This window comes from Actinomyces israelii DSM 43320 (genome assembly GCF_000711965.1).
GTDB classification, from domain to species: Bacteria; Actinomycetota; Actinomycetes; order Actinomycetales; family Actinomycetaceae; genus Actinomyces; species Actinomyces israelii.
Genome location: NZ_JONS01000001.1, coordinates 26,101 through 47,066 on the forward strand (window position 1 = coordinate 26,101; position 20,966 = coordinate 47,066).

19 protein-coding genes and 1 tRNA gene are annotated in these 20,966 nt (G+C 73.9%); 5 read left to right on the forward strand and 15 right to left on the reverse strand.

From position 1 onward, the window contains the following. Positions 1-53: 53 nt before the first annotated feature. The 4 genes from O145_RS00120 to O145_RS00135 all read right to left on the reverse strand — a co-directional run bounded on the left by O145_RS00120 (position 54) and on the right by O145_RS00135 (position 3,685). Positions 54-302: a hypothetical protein gene (locus O145_RS00120; RefSeq protein WP_043558021.1), complete on the reverse strand. Its 249-nt coding sequence runs from the start codon at positions 300-302 to the stop codon at positions 54-56. A gap of 148 nt (positions 303-450) precedes the next feature. Next, entirely contained in the window at positions 451-1,290 is an 840-nt protein-coding gene (locus tag O145_RS00125) for a polysaccharide deacetylase family protein (protein WP_229118257.1), read from the reverse strand. A gap of 59 nt (positions 1,291-1,349) precedes the next feature. Next, positions 1,350-2,579, reverse strand: a complete 1,230-nt coding sequence (locus tag O145_RS00130; RefSeq protein ID WP_043558023.1) for a multidrug effflux MFS transporter — start codon at positions 2,577-2,579, stop codon at positions 1,350-1,352. After that, the gene (locus tag O145_RS00135; protein WP_043558026.1) at positions 2,579-3,685 is read right to left on the reverse strand and encodes a site-2 protease family protein; all 1,107 of its coding nucleotides are present in this window, start codon (positions 3,683-3,685) and stop codon (positions 2,579-2,581) included. The genes O145_RS00130 and O145_RS00135 overlap by 1 nt, the downstream gene beginning before the upstream one ends. A gap of 208 nt (positions 3,686-3,893) precedes the next feature. Between O145_RS00135 and O145_RS00140 the strand changes: the two genes are divergently transcribed. Together O145_RS00140 and O145_RS00145 are read left to right on the forward strand one after the other, a co-directional pair. Then, the gene (locus tag O145_RS00140) at positions 3,894-4,709 is read left to right on the forward strand and encodes a RecB family exonuclease (RefSeq protein WP_043558462.1); all 816 of its coding nucleotides are present in this window, start codon (positions 3,894-3,896) and stop codon (positions 4,707-4,709) included. A gap of 71 nt (positions 4,710-4,780) precedes the next feature. Next, entirely contained in the window at positions 4,781-5,767 is a 987-nt protein-coding gene (locus O145_RS00145; protein ID WP_043558029.1) for an aldo/keto reductase, read from the forward strand. A 25-nt stretch (positions 5,768-5,792) separates the two neighbouring features. Here O145_RS00145 and O145_RS17855 read toward each other — a convergent pair whose 3' ends face one another. Beyond that, on the reverse strand, positions 5,793-6,050 hold the full coding sequence (locus O145_RS17855) for a hypothetical protein (protein WP_156966551.1): 258 nt from the start codon (positions 6,048-6,050) through the stop codon (positions 5,793-5,795). Between the two features lie 408 nt (positions 6,051-6,458). Here O145_RS17855 and uhpT point away from each other — a divergent pair, with 408 nt between their 5' ends. Both uhpT and O145_RS00160 read left to right on the forward strand, forming a co-directional pair. Then, positions 6,459-7,913: a hexose-6-phosphate:phosphate antiporter gene (uhpT, locus tag O145_RS00155; RefSeq protein ID WP_156966552.1), complete on the forward strand. Its 1,455-nt coding sequence runs from the start codon at positions 6,459-6,461 to the stop codon at positions 7,911-7,913. Next, complete coding sequence (locus tag O145_RS00160) at positions 7,910-8,704, forward strand: inositol monophosphatase family protein (protein ID WP_043558033.1); 795 nt, start codon at positions 7,910-7,912, stop codon at positions 8,702-8,704. Before uhpT ends, O145_RS00160 begins: the two co-directional genes overlap by 4 nt. Before the next feature lie 59 nt (positions 8,705-8,763). On the opposite strand, the gene O145_RS00165 is transcribed toward O145_RS00160, so the two are convergent. From O145_RS00165 to O145_RS00195, 7 genes are all read right to left on the reverse strand, one after another. Continuing rightward, a complete protein-coding gene (locus O145_RS00165) occupies positions 8,764-9,789 on the reverse strand; it encodes a LacI family DNA-binding transcriptional regulator (RefSeq protein ID WP_052374422.1) in 1,026 nt (341 codons plus the stop codon). 30 nt (positions 9,790-9,819) lie between these two features. Further along, positions 9,820-10,080, reverse strand: a complete 261-nt coding sequence (locus tag O145_RS00170; RefSeq protein WP_043558036.1) for a hypothetical protein — start codon at positions 10,078-10,080, stop codon at positions 9,820-9,822. 4 nt (positions 10,081-10,084) lie between these two features. Next, positions 10,085-11,224 (reverse strand): FAD-dependent oxidoreductase, encoded by a 1,140-nt coding sequence (locus tag O145_RS00175; protein ID WP_052374425.1) that lies wholly within the window; start codon positions 11,222-11,224, stop codon positions 10,085-10,087. 23 nt (positions 11,225-11,247) lie between these two features. Next, positions 11,248-13,365 (reverse strand): M3 family metallopeptidase, encoded by a 2,118-nt coding sequence (locus tag O145_RS00180; protein WP_084682263.1) that lies wholly within the window; start codon positions 13,363-13,365, stop codon positions 11,248-11,250. Between the two features lie 72 nt (positions 13,366-13,437). Beyond that, a complete protein-coding gene (locus tag O145_RS00185) occupies positions 13,438-13,974 on the reverse strand; it encodes a TetR/AcrR family transcriptional regulator (protein WP_043558038.1) in 537 nt (178 codons plus the stop codon). A gap of 5 nt (positions 13,975-13,979) precedes the next feature. Next, complete coding sequence (locus O145_RS00190; protein ID WP_043558040.1) at positions 13,980-15,548, reverse strand: MFS transporter; 1,569 nt, start codon at positions 15,546-15,548, stop codon at positions 13,980-13,982. A 124-nt stretch (positions 15,549-15,672) separates the two neighbouring features. Further along, positions 15,673-16,848 carry a bifunctional GNAT family N-acetyltransferase/nucleoside triphosphate pyrophosphohydrolase family protein gene (locus O145_RS00195; RefSeq protein WP_043558043.1) on the reverse strand — a complete coding sequence of 392 codons (1,176 nt, stop codon included), beginning with the start codon at positions 16,846-16,848 and terminating at the stop codon, positions 15,673-15,675. Positions 16,849-16,993: 145 nt separating this feature from the next. On the opposite strand from O145_RS00195, the gene O145_RS00200 reads away from it, so the two are divergent. Further along, the gene (locus O145_RS00200; RefSeq protein ID WP_156966553.1) at positions 16,994-18,391 is read left to right on the forward strand and encodes a hypothetical protein; all 1,398 of its coding nucleotides are present in this window, start codon (positions 16,994-16,996) and stop codon (positions 18,389-18,391) included. A gap of 4 nt (positions 18,392-18,395) precedes the next feature. Here O145_RS00200 and O145_RS00205 read toward each other — a convergent pair whose 3' ends face one another. The 3 genes from O145_RS00205 to O145_RS00215 form a co-directional block, all read right to left on the reverse strand. Next, entirely contained in the window at positions 18,396-19,655 is a 1,260-nt protein-coding gene (locus tag O145_RS00205) for an MFS transporter (RefSeq protein ID WP_043558045.1), read from the reverse strand. Between the two features lie 186 nt (positions 19,656-19,841). Then, positions 19,842-19,932 (reverse strand) — tRNA-Leu (locus tag O145_RS00210). 108 nt (positions 19,933-20,040) lie between these two features. After that, positions 20,041-20,910, reverse strand: a complete 870-nt coding sequence (locus O145_RS00215; protein WP_043558048.1) for a D-hexose-6-phosphate mutarotase — start codon at positions 20,908-20,910, stop codon at positions 20,041-20,043. Positions 20,911-20,966: the final 56 nt, after the last annotated feature.

Below are 20,966 nucleotides of genomic sequence, written 5' to 3' on the forward strand. Positions count from 1 at the left end.
ACGACCGCGTCACGGCCCTCGCGATCGTCCCGGCCGGGCCCTGGAACCGGCCCTCAGGAGCGTGCGGGCCGGTGCGCGACGACGAGCAGCTGGAGCGGGAGCCTGTTGCCCATCACCGGGTCGGTGAAGCGGTAGCCCTCCTCGCAGGGCTCCATGAGGTCCGGCCACCGGCACCAGGCGGAGATGCGGGTCCCGACGACCTCGGCAACCGCGCTGCGGGCGTCGTAGACATTGGCCCCGACCAGCTCGACGGCGGAGGCGGCGCGCGCGGCCAGGGCGCGGGCCCGCCTCGCCGTAGCCACTGGCCTCGTGAAGAGCGGCCCGGTCGTCCCAGTTGGCGCGGTCGTCCGCGAAGTGACCGGCGTGGTCCGTCTGCGGTCTCATGGAGGAAGCCCATCCGGGCGCCCGCGGCCCCCGGGCCGGTCGTCCGCGCGGGCTCGAAGGCCGCTGTCAGGCGCCGCCGCCCGAGTCGGCCTTGCCGTCCTTGCCGTCCTTGCCGTCCTCCCGGTCGCCGGCCAGCAGGCGGCCGGCGGTCACGAGGGTCAGGCCCCGGGTCTGCAGCGCGGCGATCGACTCCCCCATGGCGTGCAGCAGCTCCTCGCTGGGCTGGGTGCGGCCGTCGTGGCACAGGATCACCGAGCCTGCGTGAGCCGTGCCGGCCACGTCCGCCGCCAGCTGCGCCGTCGGCGTGTGCTCGCTCCACAGCAGGATGTCCAGCCCCCGCTCCGCGGCCACCATGAGGGCGGGCGCGTCGATGCGGCCATAGGGCGGGCGCCACAGCGCGGGCCTCGGCGCACCGGCGTCCTGGATCGCCGTGATCGTGCGATCCACCGAGTCCCGCAGCTCGTCGACCCCCACCCCGTAGACGTCAGTGTGGACCCAGTTGTGGATGGCGACCTCGTGCCCGGCCTCCGCCTCGCGGGCGACGAGCTCGGGGTGGGCCGCAACCGCCTCGCCCAGCACGAAGAAGGTCGCGGGAGCGCCCAGCTCGGCGAGGATGTCGAGGACGAGCGGCGTCCAGCGCGGATCCGGCCCGTCGTCGAAGGTGACGCAGACCTCGCCGCGGTCGGACGATCCCTGGAAGAGCACGCGAGTCGCGTACCGGCCCGGCTCCGCGGGCCGCGGCGCCACGCGCGCCGTGGGCGGCAGGTGCGTGCCGGCATAGCGCACGGCGCCCGCACCGGCCCCGCCGCCGACGGCGAGGGCCGCGGCGCCCGCGAGCCCGGCGCGCAGGACGCCTCGTCGACCAGGGCGATCCGGCCAGCCGGGAGCAGGCGTACGTTCGGGCACCGCGCAAGCGTAGACCAGCGCGGCCGCAAGGTCCCGGCGGAGCCGTCCTTCCCTCGAAATCAGTCGTCGGGCAGGTGCCGCGCGCCCGGCACGCGCCCCACCAGGAGGTAGGCGCACCACGCCCCCGCGATCCCTGCGAGCATGACGACGACCATGGGCGCGGCGCTGCGTCCGCCGCCCGAGCTCGCCAGCGGGGCCGAGGTCGCGTTGGCCAGCGCCTGGGCGACGCCCAGCAGCGCGCTCGCGGTCCCGGCGACGTGCCGCACCTCTCCCAGGGCGAGCGCGCTGGAGTTGCCGAAGACGAAGGCCTGAGCGGCCATGACGAGCACGAAGCCGGCGCACAGCGGGACCAGGGCGACATCGAGGAGGAGGACGCTGACCGCCACCGACGTCACGCCGACCGCGGAGACGGACAGGCCCAGGGCGATGAGGCGCCGGGGGCCGGCGCGGCGCACCAGGCGGGCGTTGAGGATGCTCAGCAGCATCTGGGCCCCGGCCGTGCAGGCGAAGAAGACGGAGAAGGCCATGGGGCTCAGCCCTTTGATCTCCTGGAGCACAAAGGACGAGGAGGAGATGTAGGCGAACATGGTGAAGCCGGAGAAGGCGGCGGTCAGCATGTACCCCAGGTAGCGGCGGTGGGCGAGGATGTCGCGGCTCCCCGATGCGAATCGCCCCCAGCCGCCGCTCAGCCGGCGCTCGGGCGGCAGGGACTCGGGCACCAGCGCAGCCGCCATGGCCGTCATGAACAGGCCGAATCCGACCAGGCACCAGAACACCGCCCGCCAGGTGGATACCGAGAGCACCGCACCGCCGGCCACCGGGGCGATCATGGGCGCCAGGGCGCTGACGGCCATGAGGACCGACATCATGGAGGCCAGCCGGTCGCCGTGGGCGAGATCGACCAGGACCGCGCGCCCCACCACGGCCGCGACGCCGCCGCCCAGGCCCTGCAGGAGGCGCCCGGCCACGAGCACGCCGATGCCGGGGGCCAGCGCGCACACGACGGCGCCCAGGGTGCACAGCAGGCCGCCGACGACCACGGGCACCCGCCGTCCGCACCGGTCCGAGACCGTGCCGCCCACGACCTGCCCGGCCCCCATGCCGATGAAGAAGGCGGTCAGCGTCAGGCCCACCGCGGTCGCGCTCGTGGCCAGGTCGGCGGCCACGAACGGGAAGGCGGGGCTGTACATGTCGGTGGCGAAGGGCGGCACCGCGTTCTGGACCGCCAGGGCGGCTATGAGTCCGACCGATACGGCCGCGGCGGGCCGGCGTGGCGGCGGCGCGTCCATCAGCGGGCCCCTGTGGGCACGGCGCCGGCCATGCGCCCGCCCTCGACGACGATGAGCCAGCGCGACAGGGTGCGCGCCCGTTTGAGGGCGTCGGCCGCGGCCCGCCCGGTCAGCTCGCTGCTCACGGCGGCTGTGGGCAGCACGGTGCAGATCTCGCCCGCGGTGACGGCGGGCTGCTCGGGCAAGGCCAGCTCGTCCAGGGCGGCGTCGTCGATCACGCCCAGCGGTGCGGGGCCGTCCGCCACCAGGACGACGGCGGCCCCCTCGCTGAGCGCGAAGCGGACCTGGGCGATGGTGGCGCTCGCCGGGAGCGTCGCCACCGGGCGCATGAGGGGGTGCAGGTCGACCCGTGCGGCAGCCCGCTCCCCGCGGCCGAGTCCGAGGACCCGCCACGATGTCGAGACGATCGGCCAGGCGACCATGACGGCCAGGATCAGGGAGAAGGAGTCCGGGCGCGAGCCGCGCAGCGCCAGCGGCTCCAGGACCCAGCGCCAGGCGATGGCGGCGACGACCACCAGCCCGCCGGCGGCGGCGACCTGCTCGCCCGCCTGCCTCCGTCCGGTGACCTGGGTGACCAGAGAGGCCAGGGCGTGCCCCCCGTCCAGCGGCAGGCCGGGCAGGGCGTTGAAGATCGCCAGGGCCAGATTCACCCAGGTCAGCGCCAGCACGACCACGCCGACCGGGATCGAGGTGACGGCGCCGCCGCGGAGCAGCGCGCCTCCCGCCGCCCACAGCGCGAGGTTCGCGGCCGGGCCCGCCAGAGAGGTGATGACGTCCTTCCAGGGCGCCCAGGCGCGGGCGGGACCGAAACTCGTGCGGCCGCCCCACAGGTAGAGCTCGTAGTGCACGGGCCGTCGTCCCAGCAGGGTGCCCGCCAGGCCGTGGGAGAGCTCGTGGATGAGGATGCTCGCGCCCACACCCGCGACCGTGCCCACCACGGTCGCAAGTACCGTGACGAGGCCGGAGCCGGGCAGCGTGGAGGCCACCAGCGGGTACCAGGAGCCGGCGATGAGCAGGCCCAGCAGGAGCGAGGTCGGGGAGACGACGACGGGCGCGGCGCCGATCCGTCCGAGCACCCAGCCCTGGGGCGTGGAAGCAGATGACATGTGGGCGAGCCTATCCGCGATCGCCCGTGAACGGCCGTGTGTACATGTCGGCGCGACGCGGTAGGTTCCTCTCGTGAGCGAGCACGCCGTGTCATTAACCATGATGCCTTCCTCGGCGCCCGCGGGCTCCGAGTCCTCCGAACCGCTGGCGCAGGCCCGCGCGACCGGGCCCGGCGCGAGCCGCCCCCGTCGGGGCGGGCGGGCGGCGCTGTCGCCGTCGCGCGCCAAGGACTTCATGCAGTGCCCGCTCATGTTCCGCCTGCGCACGGTGGACCGGCTTCCCGACCCGGGCTCGCTGGCCACGCACAAGGGGACCCTCGTCCACGGCGTCCTGGAGCGCCTGTACGACCTGCCCGCGCGCGAGCGCACCCGCGAGGCGGCCCTCGCCATGCTGCCCTCCCAGTGGGAGGCGCACCGGGAGAAGAGCCCCGCCGTCATGGACCTGTTCGCCGACCCCGCCCAGATCGCCCCGTGGCTGGGCGAGGCCGAGGACCTCATCGGCGCCTACTTCCGCATGGAGAACCCCGTGCGCCTGGAGCCGGCCGAGCGCGAGCTCTTCGTCCAGACCGAGACCCGGGACGGCCTGCTGCTGCGCGGCTTCGTGGACCGTCTCGACGTCGCCCCCGACGGGGCCATGCGCGTGGTGGACTACAAGACGGGCCGCTCCCCCGGGCCGCGCTTCCAGGCCGAGGCGCTGTTCCAGATGCGCTTCTACGCCCTGGTGCTGTGGCGCCTGCGCGGTCGGGCTCCGCGGCGCCTGCAGATGCTCTTCCTCAAGGACGGCCGCACCCTGACCCACGACCCCCACCTGGCCGAGCTGGAGACGGTCGAGACCAGGATCGCCCGCATCTGGGACGAGGTCGAGGACTGCGCCACCGCCGGCGAGTTCGCCCCGAGGCGCTCCCGGCTGTGCGACTGGTGCGCCTTCCAGGCGCAGTGCCCGCTCTTCGGCGGGACCACTCCGCCGGTTCCCGAGGAGGGCCTGGCCCGGCTGCTCACCGCCCGTCGGCGGCCGACGGGCTGAGACGACGCCACCTGGCCCACCACCGTGCGGAAATAACGCGACCGGCCGCGCGAGCGCTTACGGTTGTCCCTATGGAACACAGGAGGCTCGGCAGCACCGGGTTGCGAGTGTCATCGGTGGGGCTCGGCACGATGACCTGGGGCCGGGACACCGACGAGCTCGAGGCCAAGGAGCAGCTCGACGTCTTCCTCGACGCCGGCGGCACGCTCCTGGACACCGCCGCCTCCTTCTGCGAGGGGGTCTCCGAGGAGGTGATCGGCGGGCTGCTGGCCGAGCACGTCGACCGGCGCGACCTGGTCATCGTCTCCAAGGCCGGCGTGCGCAACTGGCGGACAGGGGCGCGCGGCACGGTCGCGGACGCCTCGCGCGGCACGCTGCTGGACACCCTCGACGACTCCCTGATCCGTCTGGGTACCGACCACCTCGACCTGTGGCTCGTCCAGCTCCCCGACACCACGACGCCGCTGGAGGAGACGGTCGACGCGCTGCGCACCGCCGTGGCCTCCGGTCGCACCCGCTACGTCGGGGTGTCGAACCACCCGGCCTGGGCGTCGGTGCACGCCGCCGACCTGCTGGCCTCGGGCGCGGCGGCCGCCGGCCCGGGCATGGCCGCGGTCGAGGTCGAGCACTCCCTGCTGTGCCGCGGCATCGAGCGCGAGCTCCTCCCGGCCTCCCGCGCGCTCGGCTTCGGCGTGCTCGGCTACGCCCCGCTGGGCCGCGGGGTCCTCACGGGCCGGTACCGGGCCGCCACCCCCCCGGACTCGCGCGGCGCGTCGCCGCACCTGAGGTCCTATGTGGCGCCCTATCTCGGCGAGTCCTGCGTCGGCGTGGTCGAGGCGGTGGCGACGGCCGCCACAGGGCTGGATCGCAAGCCGGTGGAGGTGGCCCTGGCGTGGGCCCGGGACGCGCCCGGAATCGCGGGCGCGATCGTGGGCGCGCGCACGCCCTCACAGCTGCGCGGGGCCCTGGCGAGCGAGGACCTCGTGCTGCCAACGCAGATCCGCCACGCCCTGGACGAGATCACCGCTATCAGCATGGGCTACCCCGAGCAGTTCTGAGCCCGCCCGGGGCCGGCCCCGGGCCTCAGCCCCGCACCACGGACACGCGCCGGCCGTCCAGGTCCATCCAGCCCAGGGCCGGCGTGACGACGGCGTCGTCGCGCTCGGCGGGGCGCCCGCGGTTGTGCGGGCAGCGGCCGGCGCCTTTGGCCCCCACGAGGCCGATGAGCCCCCCGGCGGGCAGGACGAGATCGTTGTCGGTCAGGACCGGCCCCGTTACCTTGCTGGTGGTCCTGGAGCACCAGGTAGGCGTTGGGGTCGAGCAGGCGCGAGACCATGACAAGGCGCAGGGACTGCCCCTGAGACCCGCCGCGCAGGAGGTCGCCGAAGCGGCCCGTGTCAGGCCGGGGGTCATACGGGCAGCTCGGTCTTGATCTCCTCGGCCATCCGCGGGCTGACCCCGAAACCATCGCCTTGTCATCCGGCTCCTTCACGTTTCCCACGTCGGCGTACTTGTCGCTCTTGTACCGGGAGAGCGAGTCGGGATAGGCCGAGTCCTGACGGTCAAGGCGCTTCTCGACCAATGCGCCCCCGAGAGAAAGAGCACACCCCGACGGCTCCGGCCGGCGGCGACGCGCACCGGACCCAGGACTGGACGCCGGTGCGCAAACGTTTGTATAGTCTCTGCGTCGCGACGCCCCGTGCGGACCATTCCGCCCCATCCCAACCCACGACGAGGTGGCCCATGTCCATGACGGACAGATTGTTCAGAATCGATGCCCGGCCAACCGGCACCATCCCCCTTCCCACGCAGCGCAAGCGCTGGCTGATGGAGTTCCTCAAGGTCTACTCGGTCCTCATCATCGTCTACGGCGGTTTCTACCTGCTGCGCACCAACTTCAAGTCCGCCCAGCCCTTCCTCGTCGATCAGATCGGCCTGACCACCACCCAGCTGGGCACCATCGGGTTCGCCTTCTCCCTGACCTACGGCTTCGGCGGCCTCATCCTCGGCTTCTTCATCGACGGGAGGAACACCAAGCGCGTCATCTCGGCCCTGCTCGTCGCCTCGGGAATCGCCTCGATCGGCATCGGCGCCGCCCTGGCCGCCATGCACAACCCGTACGGCGTCCTCATCCTCCTGTGGTCCCTCAACGGACTCTTCCAGGCGCCCGGCGGCCCCTGCTGCAACTCGACCATGAACCGCTGGACGCCGCGCCACCTGCGCGGCCGCTTCATCGGCTGGTGGAACAGCTCCCACAACCTCGGCGCCATGGCCGCCGGGGCGCTGGCCCTGTGGGGCGCGAACACCCTCTTCCACGGCAACGTCATCGGCATGTTCATCGTGCCCGCTGCCGTCGCCATCCCACTCGGCGTCTGGGGCTACTACTTCGGCAAGGACGATCCGAGCGAGCTGGGCTGGGAGCGCCCCGAGACCATCTTCGACGAGCCCGTCGCCAAGGCCGACGTCGTCACCGAGGACATCTCCAAGGGGCGGGTCCTCATGCAGTACGTCGTGAAGAACCCGGCCGTCTGGTTCCTGTGCGTCGCCAACGTCGCCGCCTACTGCGTGCGCATCGGCATCGACAACTGGAACGTCCTGTACACCCATGACGTCCTCGGCTTCTCCGACTACACCGCTGTCAACACCACCATCGCCCTGGAGATGGGCGGCCTGGCCGGCTCGCTGTGCTGGGGCTTCTTCTCCGACAAGCTCGGCGGCCGCCGCGCCGTCACCGCCGCGATCGGCATCGCCCTGGTCATCATCCCGATCATGATCTACGCCCACGCCACGAGCGAGGTCGTGGTCTACGGCGCCCTGTTCTGCATCGGCTTCCTCATCTTCGGCCCGGTCACGCTCATCGGCATCTGCGTCATCGGCTTCGCCCCGAAGACGGCCACCGTCGTCGTCAACGCCGTGCCGCGGGCCTTCGGCTACGTCTTCGGCGACTCCATGGCCAAGGTCCTGCTCGGCCGCATCGCCGATCCCACCAAGGACGGCCTGGTCATCGGCGGCTACACTCTTCACGGCTGGGGCTCGACCTTCACGGTGCTCATCGCCTCCGCCTGCGTCGGCCTCGCCTGCCTGATCGCCGTGGCGGTCCTGGAGGAGCGGATGCTGCGCGGCGACCGCGCATTCAACGAGCAGATGGCCGGCAACGCAGACAACGCAGACAGCATCGACAACGCCGAGGAGACTCCCGCATGAGCACCCCGCGCCTGACGGACCACGAGCTCGACACCCTGCTGAAGACCGCCCTGGAGGTCGTGAGGCAGGCCGCCGACATCGCCCGCCGCTCCGCGACCGACCTGGACGTGCAGGCCAAGTCGAGCCGCAACGACCTGGTGACCGCCGTCGACAAGTCCGTCGAGGCCCATGTCGCCCACGCGCTGCGGGAGGCCACGGGCTACCCCCTGCTCGGCGAGGAGGGGCACGCGGTCGAGTCCTTCTCCGGGCTCGTGTGGGTGCTCGACCCCATCGACGGCACCATGAACTACGTCGAGACCCACCGCGACTACGCCGTCTCACTGGCACTGTGCGAGGACGGCGCCCCCGTCCTCGGCGTCGTCGCCGACGTCGAGGCGCGGCGCGTCTACACCGCCGTGGCGGGTGGCGGTGCGGCCTGCGACGGCGTGCCGCTCGCACCCGTCGGGGAGGGCCCCTCGCGCCACGACTGCGTCATCATCACCGACCTGAAGGAGATGCAGGCGCTGCCCCGTCTGGCCCAGTGCCTCCGGGAGTCCCGGGGTCATCGCCGGTACGGCTCGGCAGCCCTGGAGTGCGTCGAGGTCGCCGCCGGGCGCGCGGGCGCCTTCGTCCACATGTGGGTCTCCCCCTGGGACGTCGCGGCGGCGGCCCTCGTGTGCTCCGAGGCCGGCGTACGCTTCACCCGCCTGGACGGGACCCCGCTGGACGTGCGCCACAAGGGCTCCGTCCTGGTGGCGCCGCCGCGCACCCACGGCGAGCTGCTCCAGCGCCTCATGATCGACCCCGCCTGAGGACTCGGTCCGAGGCGCGGGTGGGGGCCGGGGCGCGCCGGCCCCCACCCGCGCGGCCGTCAGCGCCCGCCCCCGACCGCTCCGGTGGATCCTCTGACGACCATCCTGGTGGCGACCGAGCGGCGCTCGGGCTCCGCGCCGGAGGCGTCGTCCAGGCGCCGGGAGGCGAGCTCGACGGCGATGCGGGCGACCTCGGCGGGCCCTCTGTCGATGGAGGTCATGTTGAAGGCGCGCGAGGAGGCGATACGGGAGTTGTCGCACCCGGTCAGGGAGATGTCCCGGCCGGGCGTCCTGCCCGAGCGCAGGATCGCCACCATCGCCCCCTGGGCGCACTGGTCGTTGTAGCAGATCATGGCGGAGACGGACCCGTCGTGGGCCGATCCCCCCGGATCGAGCAGCCTGGAGGCGGCCCCGTAGCCGTCGTCGGCCCGTGCGCCCGCCGCGACGATCTCGTACTCCAGGGAGGCCCCGCCCACCGCCTCGCGGAAGGCGGACCGGCGCTCGGCCGCCGACCGCCCCTCGGGTCCGTCGAGGTAGATGACGCGCCGGTGCCCGAGAGCGGCCAGGTGCTCCGCGATCTCGCGCATCCCACGGCGGTTGTCGCTCGTGACGAGATCGGCCCCGGCGACCGGGGCCTCCTGGCCGATGAACACCAGGTGCATGCCGATGTCGGCTCCGGCGACGCCGTCGATCGAGCCGGGGTCCACGACGATGGCGGCGCGGCAGCGCAGCTGGTTCAGGGCGCGGACGGCCCGCCTCGCGGACAGGCTCTCCCCGATGCTCTGAACGATCACGCGCAGCTCGCGCTCGTCCGCCTCCGCAAGAATCTTGTTGTGGTAGGTGAAGTGCAGCTCCTGGTCGAGCCGGCAGATGAGCCCGATGTTCCTGGGCCGGGCGGCCCGCAGGAGCGACCCGGCGAGATCGGCCTGGTAGCCGAGCCGGGCGGCCTCGCGCTCAATCCGCTCGCGGGTCCGCCTGCCGATGCGGGGACTGCCGTTGAGCGCCCGCGACACGGTGCTCATCGACAGCCCCGTGACGCCGGCGATGTCCTTCAGCGTCGGGCGGCGCGCCGCCCCGTCGGCCATCACCGCGTCCTGCCCGTGCGACGGCGGGGCTCAGTCCTCGTCGTAGTCGTCGTACTCGTCGTCATCCTCGTCGTAGTCGTCCTCGTCTCCCTCGGAGTCGACGATGTCGAAGGGGAGCTCGATGCCGTAGGCGGTGAACAGCGCGTCGTCGTAGGTGAAGAAGACGTCCTGGAGGGCGTTTTCGGCGGCGACTACGGCCGGCGACTCCTCGTCGCCGGTGACGGCCGCATCCAGATGCGCCTCGAAAGCGGCGATGAGTCGGTTGAGCGCGGACCGCGGGTCGTTCGTCATGAACTCATGCTACCGGCTCGCCAACCGAACGCGCACCGATCGGCCCTTCCCAGCCCTTCACCCCGAGGGCCTTGGCGATGTAGCCGAGGAAGAGGTCCTCGCCCTTCATACGGGCGGTCTCCTCCGGGCCGACGACGACGCGCACGCCGTCGCGCAGCACCTGGGAGGCGCCGCCGTCGGGGCCCAGCGGCAGGACCACGTGCTCCGGCTTGGGGGTGTAGACGGCCTCGGCGGCCCCGCCGGCGATGAGCGAGCGGATGTTGGCGGCGACGACCCCCGCGTGGGCCCGGGCGGCGTCGGCGCGCTTGGTCTCGCGCACGTCGGTGATGTCGCCGATGGCCCACACGCCTGGGTGGTCTACGACGCGCAGGTGGCTGTCGACGCGGATGGTGCCGTCGTAGTGGCGGATCTCGTCGTAGTCCTCGCCGAGGAAGCCGGTGGCGGCCGCCGAGCCGTAGGCGCGGAACCACATGTCAGCCTCCAGGCGCCGACCGGCCCTGGTCGTCACGCGGAACGGGGAGAGCACCCCCGGATCGACCGGCGGCAGGGCGACGAGCCGGTCCCCGGCGATGATCTCGACGTCGCGCTGCTTGAGCTGGAGGCGGATCGCCTCGCGCAGCTCCGGCTTGTAGTCGCGGGAGTGCAGGATGTCGGGCCCGGCCTCGAGGAGGACGACCTCCATCGCGGGGAAGGCGGAGGTGATCTCCCCGGTCAGCTCGATGCCGACCTCCCCGGCGCCGGCGACGAGGACCCGCCCGGCCTGCTCCAGGTTGGTGTGGGCGCGCTCGATGCGGGCCTTGGCGATGACCGAGGAGGACTCCAGGTGCTTGGCGGGGAAGGGGTAGGCGGTGCCGGTGGCCAGGACCAGGTGGTCGGCCTCGATGTCCCCCGCGCCCGCCACCGACACGGTGGTGCCCCTGACCGCCAGGACGGTGCCGTGGGCGACCCGCCCGCGGGCCAGGAGACGGTCGTAGGGCAGGAAGATCCTCTCGGCCCACCTCCGGTCGACGGCGGCGCGCAGCGCGGCGGCGTGGTTGACGAAGGTGTCCTTCTGCTCGACGAGGGTGACCTCGGCGACGTCGTCGAGGGCCTTGGCGATGGCAATGCCGCCGTACCCGCCCCCGACAATGGTGACGCGCGTCATATTCGTCCTTCCGGTTCGCAGTGTTAACAGGTGGGAGTGTCGGCCTGCTGGGCCGATGCGTCGAAACCGCCCGCGGGCTGGTCCCGGGCCAGGCCGCGGCGCTTCAGGAGCGGCTCGATGCGCGGGTCGCGACCGCGGTACGCCCGGTAGGACACCAGCGGGTCGCGCGAGTCCCCGCGGGAGAGGAACTCGCGGCGCAGCCGCTCCCCGGCCCGGCGGTTCAGTCCCAGGTCGCCGTCGAGCGCCCCCTCGCCGTCCGTGCGGAGCCACTCGGTGGTGTCGGCGTCCATGACCTCGCTCCAGATGTAGGAGTAGTAGCCCGCAGCGTAGCCGCCGGCGAAGATGTGGCTGAAGTAGGTGCTGCGGTAGCGCGGGGGGACGAGGGCGTCGTCAATGCCCTGCTCGGCCAGGGCGGCGTGCTCGAAGGCCGCGACCTGCTCGGCCTCGACGGGACCCTGCCCGGGGCCCAGCGTGTGCCAGGCCTGGTCGAGCAGGGCCGCTCCGAGGTACTCGGTGGTGGCGTAGCCCTCGCCGAAGGGCCCCTGGCCCCGCAGCTGCTCGACGAGCTCGGCGGGCAGCGCCTCGCCGGTGTCCGCATGACGAGCGTAGGAGGCCAGGACCTCGGGGTGGAGCGCCCACTTCTCGTTGACCTGGCTGGGGAACTCGACGACGTCGCGGGGCACGGAGGTGCCCGAGGCGCTGGGCCACCGGGTGTCGGACAGCAGGCCGTGCAGGGCGTGGCCGAACTCGTGGAAGCAGGTGATGACCTCCTCCCAGGTCAGCAGCGTCGGCCCGCGGTCGGGCTTGTCGATGTTGGCGCAGTTGATGACGACGGGCCGCCGGCCCGTCAGGCGGGACTGGTCGACCAGGCTGTCCATCCAGGCGCCGCCCTGCTTGCCCTCCCGGGCGTAGTAGTCGCCCACGAACAGGCCCAGCAGCGGGGCGTCGGGGCCAGCGCCGTCGTGCACCTCCCACACGCGCACGTCCGGGTCGTACATGCGGGCGGCGAGGTCGGGTCGCTCGCAGAAGGTGAGGCCGTACAGGCGGGCGGCGGCGTAGAAGACGCCCCGCTCGACAACGCTCCACAGCTCCAGGTAGGGGGCGAGGGTGGCGTCGTCCACTCCGAAGCGCTCCTTGCGCTCGGCCTCCTCGTAGCGGGGCCAGTCGGCCGGCCCGAAGGTCTCGCCGGGGCGGGTCGCCGGGTCGGCGGCCATGCGGGCCGCGTAGGTCTCGGCGTCGCGGCGGGCGTTCGCCATGGCGACGGGAGTCAGCCGGTGCAGCATCCCGGTCACCGCCTCGGTGGTGCCGGCCGCGGACTCGGCGGCGACGATGGCGGCGTGGTGGGGGTAGCCGAGCAGGGCGGCACGCTCGGCGCGCAGGCGGGCGATCTCGACGACCAGGGCGCGGGTGTCGTACTCGCCGCCCAGCCCGCGGCCCATGGCCCTGGCCAGCAGCGCGACGCGCGCGGCGTGCGGCTCGGTGGTCGCCAGCTCGGGGGTGGCGGTGAAGCCGGCGACGCCCGCGGCGTGCATGGCGTTGGCCGCCAGGGTTGCGAAGCGGGTCGTCAGGGTCGTCAGCCGGGAGTTGATCTCGCGCAGCCGGTCGGCGTCGGCGCCGGCCAGGGCGACGCCGTCGCGCTCGAAGGCCTCGACGGTCAGGCGGATGAGGCGCGCGGTCTCCTGGTCGATGGGCGCGCCGTCGGCGTCGACCGGCTCGGCGCCGGCCCGGTGCGCGGCGCGGACGATGTCGTCGAGGGCCCTGAAGCGCCGGTACAGGCGGGGGTCGAGGTCGTAGGCGTCGTTGTGCGCCGACAGCTCGGGGGCGAGGGCCTCCTCCAGCGCATCGAGGTCGGGGCAGTGCGTGGCCGAGGTGAGCGTCACCAGCACGGTGCTGACTCGGTCGAGCAGCTCCCCGGAGCGCTCGAGGGGCTCGATGGTGTTGGCGATCGCGGGCTCGGCCTCGTCGGCTGCCACGGCCTCCCACTCGGCGCGCTGGGCGGCCATGCCCGCGCGCATGGCCGGCTCGATGTCCTCGTGACGCACGGCGGCGAAGTCCGGCAGGCCGAGGTCGAGCGCCCAGGGGCGGGCGAAGGTGCTGGTGGCGGGCAGCGCGTCCGTCGCGGTGCCAGGGGGCTCAGTCATGAGCCCATCGTGCCATGAACCCGCGGGCCTCCCGCCCGCAGCGGGCCGCCGCCGACCGGATCAGCGGCTCTCTCACGTCCCGCGCTCGTCGGAGACGAGGGAGACGATGAGCGCGCGCGTCGCGGCGTCCATCGCCCCGGTGCAGTCCGTCCCGGAGGCAAGCTCGGTCCACCAGCCGTCGACGGCGAGCAGGCCGACGCGCTGAGCGGGGGTGAGGGTGAGGGGGTCGCCGATCCACTGGCGCTGGAACGAGCCCCAGGCGCGGTTCAGGCCGGCGGCCTCGGGGCGGCCCGAGATGAGGAAGGCGAGCTCGCCCGGCAGGAGGGCGCCCTCGAGGACGGAGACCGCCAGGGCGGTGACGCGCTCGGCGCGCGTGGCCGTCTCAAAGGGCTTGCCCAGGGCCTCCAGCGCCTCTGCCTTCCAGCGCGCCAGCAGGTCGGCGGCGATGCCCGCGATGAGGGCCTCGCGCGTGCGGAAGTGGTAGACGATCCCGCTCCGGGTGAGCCCGACCTGCTCGGCGAGGGCGTCGAAGGTGAGCCCGTCGACGCCCTTGCGCCCGATGATCGTCAGCGCGGCGGCGATGATGCGGGCGCGGTTGGACTGCCGCACGGCGCTCAGCGCTCCGCCGCCCGCTCGGCCGCCTCCCCGGCGGGCACGTGCCGCCAGGCCATGACGGCCGCGAACAGGAGGATCGCCGCGGCGACGACCGCCGTTGCCTGCATGGCGTGAGTGAAGGCGTGCTGAGCCTGAAGGAAGAACTCCGCCTGGGCGGCGTCGGCGCGGTCAATGGCGCCGGCCAGGGTGGCCAGGGACTGGCGCGAGGCCCCGACGACGGACTCGGGCAGGGCGGAGCCGGCGTCGCCGGCGAGCGGCTCCAGGAGCAGGCGGTAGCCGACGTCCTGGACAGTGCCGAGCACGGCGATGCCCAGGGCGGCCCCGAGCTCCAGGCCGGTCTCGGAGATGGCGGAGGCCGCCCCCGCGCGGTCCGCGGGCACCGATCCCAGCACGGCGCCGGTGGCCACGGAGGCGGCGACGCCGATGCCCGCGCCGATCAGTACCAGCGCCCCGGCCAGGGCGAGGTACCCGGAGACGGACTCGGCGGTGGCCAGGGCCAGGAGCCCCGCGGCAGTGACCGTCAGGCCGCCGGCACCGGCCCTCCCCTGGCCGAAGCCGGTCACGAGCCGCCCGACGACGGTGATGACGGCGATCGCGGCGATGGAGCCGGGCAGCTCCGCCAGGCCCGCCTGGAGGGCGGAGTACTCGCGCACGAGCTGGAGGTACTGGCTGAAGAAGTAGACCAGCCCGGACAGGGAGAAGATCGCTATGACGGAGATCAGGACCGCCCAGGTGAAGGCGGGGCGGGTGAAGAGCCCGACGTCGATGAGCGGGGTGGTCAGGAAGCGCTGGCGGCGCATGAAGACCCAGCCGAGGGCGAGCCCGACGACCAGGCTCACCAGCCCCGTAATGGTGAGCCCGTCGTGGGCGAAAGACTTGACGGCGTAGACGATCGGGACGATGGAGCCCACGGACAGGGCGGCCGACAGCAGATCGACGGGCCCGCCGTGCTCGTTGCGGGACTCGGGCAGCAGCCACGCCCCGGTGGCGACCACGAGCACCATGACGGGGACGTTGATGAGGAAGACGCTGCCCCACCAGAAGTGCTCCAGCAACGCCCCGCCCACCAGGGGCCCCAGGGCAGTGCCGCCGGCGGTGCCCGCGGACCATATGGCGATGGCCGTGGTGCGGTGACGGGCGTCGGGGAAGATATTGCGCACCAGGGAGAGGGTCGAGGGCATGATGGCCGCCCCGCCGATGCCCAGGAGCGCGCGGACGGCGATGAGGGCGGCGGCGCTGGGCGCGCAGGCCGCCAGGACGCTGGAGACGCCGAAGCCCGCGCTGCCGATGAGCAGGAGGCGGCGCCGCCCGATGCGGTCGGCGACATTGCCCATGGTCACCAGCAGCCCCGCCAGGGTGAAGGAGTAGACGTCGCCGATCCACAGCAGCTCGCTGGCGCTGGGCGCAAGATCGGCGCTCAGCGAGGGGACGGCCAGGGACAGGACCGTGGAGTCGATGGCGAGCAGGACGACCGCCAGGGTGAGAACCGCCAGGGCGGCCCAGTCCCGGGCACGGGGCGCGGACGCCGCATGCGGTGGACGCACGGTGGTGCCGAGGTCGCTCATCATGCCCGCAATTTTACTGTACGTCAAGTACAGTTGCGGGTATAAGGCGCGTCACGACCCCTCGTCAGCGCGGCGGCGATGATGCGGGCGCCCCCGGCCGACGGAACGGTCAGCGGAGGCGGGACTGTTAGCCGCCCCCGGGGCGCGGCCCGCGGCCGATCCCCAGCGCCCCGGCCACGTCCGGGGGGACGTAGCCGGGGCCCTTGAGGACCTTGCCGTCCTCGCGGTAGACGGGCCGCCCGTCCGGGCCCAGCTTGGACATGTTGGAGCGCTGCACCTCGGCCAGCACGGCGGCCAGGTCGATGCCCGTCTCCAGGGCCATGCCGTAGACGACGTAGACGAGGTCCGCCAAGGCGTCGGCGGCCTCGACGGTGCTGCGCCGACCGTCGTCGGCGGCCACGGCCCGGGCGTAGGCGGCCTCCGCCTCGGCGCGGGCGGCCGACCCGTAGACGGCCCCGGTCAGCTCGGCGAACTCCTCGGCGATCAGGCTCATGCGCATGTGGAGGCTCTCGCGCTCCAGGGACGGCCCGTCGGTGCGGATCGGCAGGCCGTAGAGGCGGTGGAAGCGGCGCACGAGGGCCTCGGGGTCGTCGCCCTCCCGCTCGCCGACGCCGTCGGCGGGCACGAGCGGGGTAACGGCACCATGGCTGTGGGAAGAGCCGGCCGCCCGCCCCTCGACGACGGGCCCGTCCCAGGGGGCGCGCGGCTCGCGCGGGTCGTCGGGCAGGAGAGTGGCGATCCAGCCGTCGTGGAGGGCGCCGTCGTTGGCCAGGAGGGAGCGCACCCGCCCCTCCCGGCGGAAGCCCAGCCCCCAGGCCACGCGCCAGGACGCCCAGTTGGGGACGCCGTCGTGGATGTCGCAGCGCCACCGCAGGGCGCGGGCGCGCAGCGGCCCGTCCGCCTCGAAGGCCGCCCCGATGAGGGCGCGGGCGGCCCGGGAGACGGTGCCCCGCCCGCGGGCCGCAGGGTCCAGCCAGTAGCCGATCTCCCAGACGCCGCCCGCCCCGCCGGCCAGGCCCATCATGCCCACGAGGACGGGGGCGCCCTCCCCCCGGTCCTCGCGCACGGCCCAGCTGAGGTCCTTCCCGCTCTCCCAGCCGGAGGCGACCGTCCCGGTCACGAAGCTCTCGGCGTCGGCGCGGGTGTAGCCGCGCGGGACGGTGGTCCACTCCTGGATGTCGGCGTCCCGGCAGATCTCGGCGATCCTGTCGATGTCGGCCCCGGTGGGCGCGGACAGCAGGAGCGCGGGCAGGCGGGCGCCGCCTCGCTCGACGGCGGGGACGCGGATCTCGAAGGGCCTCACGCCGGGCGATCATAGCCGCCCCGTCCGGACGCCGGCCGGGCGCGGCGCAGCGAACCGCTGTGCAACCGGCCTGCCGCGCCTCCTACTATGGCGGGGCGCCGACTGATCCGCTCGCCTGACAGACCTGACAGAGAGGACCCGATTCATGCCCCGTCCTGAGCACCCCGAGTCCTCTGCCGCTGGATTCCGGAGCCCCGGTGCCGCAGGAGGGCGGCCCGCGCAGCCCCCCATGCCGAGGTGGCTGCACCCCGGCGTCCGGGTGCGTCGGCGCTCGGGGGTGGTGTGCGTCGAGCAGCGCGTCCCCGCCCGCGTCGCCCGGGCCGGGGTCGAGAGGCAGGACCTCGACGGGCGCGCGGGCGGGCTCAAGCGCACACGCGCCATTCGGCGCTACGAGTCCGGGCTGACCGGCGCCCCGAGCAGTCTGCCGCTCGTTCGCGAGCGCCTGACCGTCCCGCTGACCGCGGTCGGGTCCGCAGGCGCCGTGACCCGGGCCGTCCACGAGGCGCTGGCGGCCTTCCGGCCGCCCCGAGGCGCCTCGCGGACCGCCGCCCTGCCCCCGCTGGGATTCTTCGTCCGCCTCCTGCAAGCGGTCATGCTGGCCGGCTTCGTCATCATCGCGTGCGCGTTCACCGTCAGGGCATGGCAGGAGTGGCGGGACCCGCCGGGCTCCCCCGGGGCGGGCGACGCGCTCGCATCGACCGCGATCACCGCGATGCTGCTGGTCGTAGCGGGCCTGGCCGCGCTGGCGGCCGTCATGGGGCGGCGCGCCTGGCTGGTGCGCACGCCCCCGTGGCTGGCCGAGGACCAGTGGCAGCTCCTGCGCGGGAGGCTCGCGCGGCTCGCCGGCCAGGAGCCGGGGTCCTCCCGGCCGCTCGACATCGAGATGGGGTGGCGGCGCGACCTCGTCACCCACCCAGGCGGGGAGCGGGTCGTGCGCGGCCTGACCCGCAGCGGGCTGCCGGGCCCGGCCTGGCCGGACCGTGTCGAGGTGGCGCGGGCCGCGCGCCGCGCCAGGCGGGGTACGGCGGGCCTCGCCGTCGTCCTGGTCGCCGGGCTCGCCCTCGCCGGGCTCGCCCTCGTCATCCCGGTGTCCATGGGGCTGTTCTCCCCCGCGCCCGCGCCGCTGCTCGCCTACGGGATCCTGGGCGCATTCGTCTGCGTGCGCCTCAGGCGCTCCGACCCGGTGGTCCTGAGCCGTCCGCGCACGGCGCCCGGGGACCGCGAGCCCGTCAGGATCGACCTGGACCGCGTCGACGTGGCCGCCCTGCCCTCGTGGTGCCGGGCCCGCCGCCGGGAGGACCGGTGGAACGCCCTGGCTCTTCTGCACGGCGGCCTCGCGGGGGCTGTGCTGGCCTGCCAGGTCCTGGTCGCCGTCGTCCTGAACGGCGAGTCGCGGGTCGCCGGCGGGCCGGGGATCGGGCCGGCGGCCACGGCGGTCCCGCTGGCGGCCTTCGCGCTGACGGGAGCGGTGGGCGCGTGGTGGTGCGCGGCCCGGGTGCGTCGCCGGGACGCCGCGCGGCGGGCCGCCGCCGGAGTGCCCTGAGCGCTCACCGGCCCGCGCGTGCGCCCGTGCGCAGCACCGGCCAGCTCGCCGTGAGGATCGCGCCGCCCAGCAGGCCGTAGACCAGGGCCACCCAGGTTCCGTGGGCGTCGGCGAACCAGCCGACGACCGGCGGCGAGACGAGCATGATGACCCGGGCGAGCCAGGACACGATCGTCAGGCCGGCTCCCGGCCTCATGCCGGGCACGTCGTCGGCGGCGGCGTAGGCCACGGGCACGGCGACGGCGCAGCCGGCTCCGGCGACCACCATGCCGGCCAGGGTGCCGGGCACCGAGCCGGCCGCGAGGGCCGTCCCCATGCCCGCGGCCACGAGCGCGCCGCCCCCGGCGATCACCGCGCGCGCCCCGAAGCGGTCGATGACGGCGTCGCCCACCAGCCGCCCCGCGATCATGGTCGTCTGCAGGCAGACCAGCCCCATGCCCACCGTGCCGGGAGCGGCGCCCTGCTCGGCGAGCAGGAGCGAGGACCAGCTGGCGGTGACGTCCTCGGGGAACATGGCGGCGGCGCACATGAGGCCCAGCACGACGACGGCGCCGACTGTCAGCAGGCGGGCTCGGCCCCCCGGCCGCCCCGGGCGCGCGCCGGCGGGGCCCTGGGAGCCGGCCGGGCCGCCCTCGGGCGCCGTCTCGGGCCGGTCGTCGGAGTCGGGCCCCTTGATCGTCCACGGCGCCGCCGCCGCGGAGACCACGGTCAGCACCACGAGAACGCCCGCCATGTGCAGCCCGATGGGAACGCCCGCGCCGGCCATGGCCTGCCCCGCGACGGCCCCGAGCACCGCGCCCAGGCTCCAGGCGGCGTGGAAGCTGGTGATGATGCTGGACCCCCAGCGGCGCTCCACGCGCAGGGCGTGCGCGTTCTGGGCCACGTCGATAACGGCGTCGGTGCCGCCGACCCAGGCCATGCACAGCGCGAAGACGAGCCAGGAGCCGGCCGCTCCGGCGCCGAGCAGCCCGAGCCCGAGCACGATCATCCCCGCCGAGGCCACCCGCGCCGAGGTGAAGCGGGTAATGCACCAGGAGGCCGCCAGCCCGGCTGCGAGCGCGCCGACCGAGGAGAACATGACGGCCTGGCCGAAGGCGGCCTTGGTGATGCCCAGGTGGGCGAGCACCTCGGGGTAGCGGGGCACCAGGTTGGAGAAGCCCAGGCCGTTGGCCAGGAAGGTGAGGTAGACGGCGATGCGGGCCTTGATGACGGGAGCCGGGTGTCTCGTGGGAGGGGCGGCGGGGCCGGTGTCCGGGCTGGTCACAGAGGTGTGTCCTTGCGAGTCGTGACGAGTCGTGACGAGTCGTGAGCAGAGGCGGTGCTGGCGGTGGGCACGAGCATACGAGACCAAACGACCGAAGGGACAATAAAAGGCGGTGTCGGGCTCTCGCGGGCTCCGGCGCACCGGGCACGTCGCGGGCCCCGGTCCTTCGACCGGGGCCCGCGCTCCTGGTGTCCGAGGGGGGACTTGAACCCCCACGCCCGTTTAATAAGGCACTAGCACCTCAAGCTAGCGCGTCTACCTATTCCGCCACTCGGACGCTGTCGTCACCGCGTCTCCGCCGTCGGGAGGCGCACCTCCCGCAGCGACGGAGAGAAACTTAGCACGCCTCCCGCAAGGCGGGGCAACTCCGCCCCGGTGCGCTCGGTCACAGGGGTGCGGCGGGCTCGGTGGCGATGACGGAGCTCATCGACCATGACGCCCCGGGGTCGATCACGGGCGCGTCCTGGCGCGCCGCGGCGGTCTCGACGCACACGAAGGAGGCGAACTCGTCGTCGGCGAGATCGTCGATCTGCGAGGCGCCCCGGGACCAGGGGTTCCACACGATGGTCGTCGGCGACCCCGTCCCCCGCACCACGATCGCGCGGCCGTTGCCCGGGTCGCTCACGCGCACCGGCGCCTCGGAGCGGTAGATGCGGTCGATGGGTCCGGTGAGCCTGAGCGGCCCGGCCTGCACCTGCCCGGAGAGGCCGTCCTCGGTGTACTCGGCGCCCTCCAGGCCGGTCAGGACGCTGGCCGTGACGTCGTGCACCGCCAGGTAGGCGTGCAGGGCGGCCTCGACCAGGCGCGGCTCGGCCCCCGTGTTGCGCAGCGACAGGCCCATGGTCAGCGTCTCCCCCACCGTCACCTCGTAGAGCGCCGAGACGGCGTCGTGCTCCAGGGTCAGCAGGGCGCGCACCCCGCCCTCGGGCGTGGGCTCGACCGAGCGCAGCTCCCATCTCATGATCCGCGCCCAGCCGTGCTTGGGCCGGGATGTGCCCTGAGGCCCCACGCTGAACCACGGCAGGCACAGGGGGACCCCGCCGCGGATGGCGGTCTCGCCGTCGAATCGGGCCTGTCGGGACAGGAACAGGACCGGCCTGCCGCCGCGTGGCGTCCAGGCCGTCAGGTGCGCCCCGAAGAGGTAGATCTCGGCGCTGCCGGCGGGCGCGTCGATCAGCAGGCGGGGCTGGCCCCCCCGGCCGGCGCTCAGGGCTGCGGTGTGCGGAAGACGGGGGCGGGTGGCGTCGGCGCTCATGGGGCCACGCTAGTAGGCTGGCCGGGTCCTGTCCGAGTTTTCCGGCCGAGAGCGAG

Bases quoted from the DNA above. Each gene is read 5' to 3' on its own strand.
- O145_RS00190 (WP_043558040.1), bottom strand. From the start codon at position 15,548: ATGATGAGCGACCTCGGCACCACCGTGCGTCCACCGCATGCGGCGTCC.
- O145_RS00135 (WP_043558026.1), bottom strand. From the start codon at position 3,685: ATGTCATCTGCTTCCACGCCCCAGGGCTGGGTGCTCGGACGGATCGGC.
- O145_RS00130 (WP_043558023.1), bottom strand. From the start codon at position 2,579: ATGGACGCGCCGCCGCCACGCCGGCCCGCCGCGGCCGTATCGGTCGGA.
- uhpT (WP_156966552.1), top strand. From the start codon at position 6,459: ATGACGGACAGATTGTTCAGAATCGATGCCCGGCCAACCGGCACCATC.
- O145_RS00170 (WP_043558036.1), bottom strand. From the start codon at position 10,080: ATGACGAACGACCCGCGGTCCGCGCTCAACCGACTCATCGCCGCTTTC.
- O145_RS00215 (WP_043558048.1), bottom strand. From the start codon at position 20,910: ATGAGCGCCGACGCCACCCGCCCCCGTCTTCCGCACACCGCAGCCCTG.
- O145_RS00200 (WP_156966553.1), top strand. From the start codon at position 16,994: ATGCCCCGTCCTGAGCACCCCGAGTCCTCTGCCGCTGGATTCCGGAGC.
- O145_RS00145 (WP_043558029.1), top strand. From the start codon at position 4,781: ATGGAACACAGGAGGCTCGGCAGCACCGGGTTGCGAGTGTCATCGGTG.
- O145_RS00165 (WP_052374422.1), bottom strand. From the start codon at position 9,789: ATGGCCGACGGGGCGGCGCGCCGCCCGACGCTGAAGGACATCGCCGGC.
- O145_RS00180 (WP_084682263.1), bottom strand. From the start codon at position 13,365: ATGACTGAGCCCCCTGGCACCGCGACGGACGCGCTGCCCGCCACCAGC.
- O145_RS00175 (WP_052374425.1), bottom strand. From the start codon at position 11,224: ATGACGCGCGTCACCATTGTCGGGGGCGGGTACGGCGGCATTGCCATC.
- O145_RS00160 (WP_043558033.1), top strand. From the start codon at position 7,910: ATGAGCACCCCGCGCCTGACGGACCACGAGCTCGACACCCTGCTGAAG.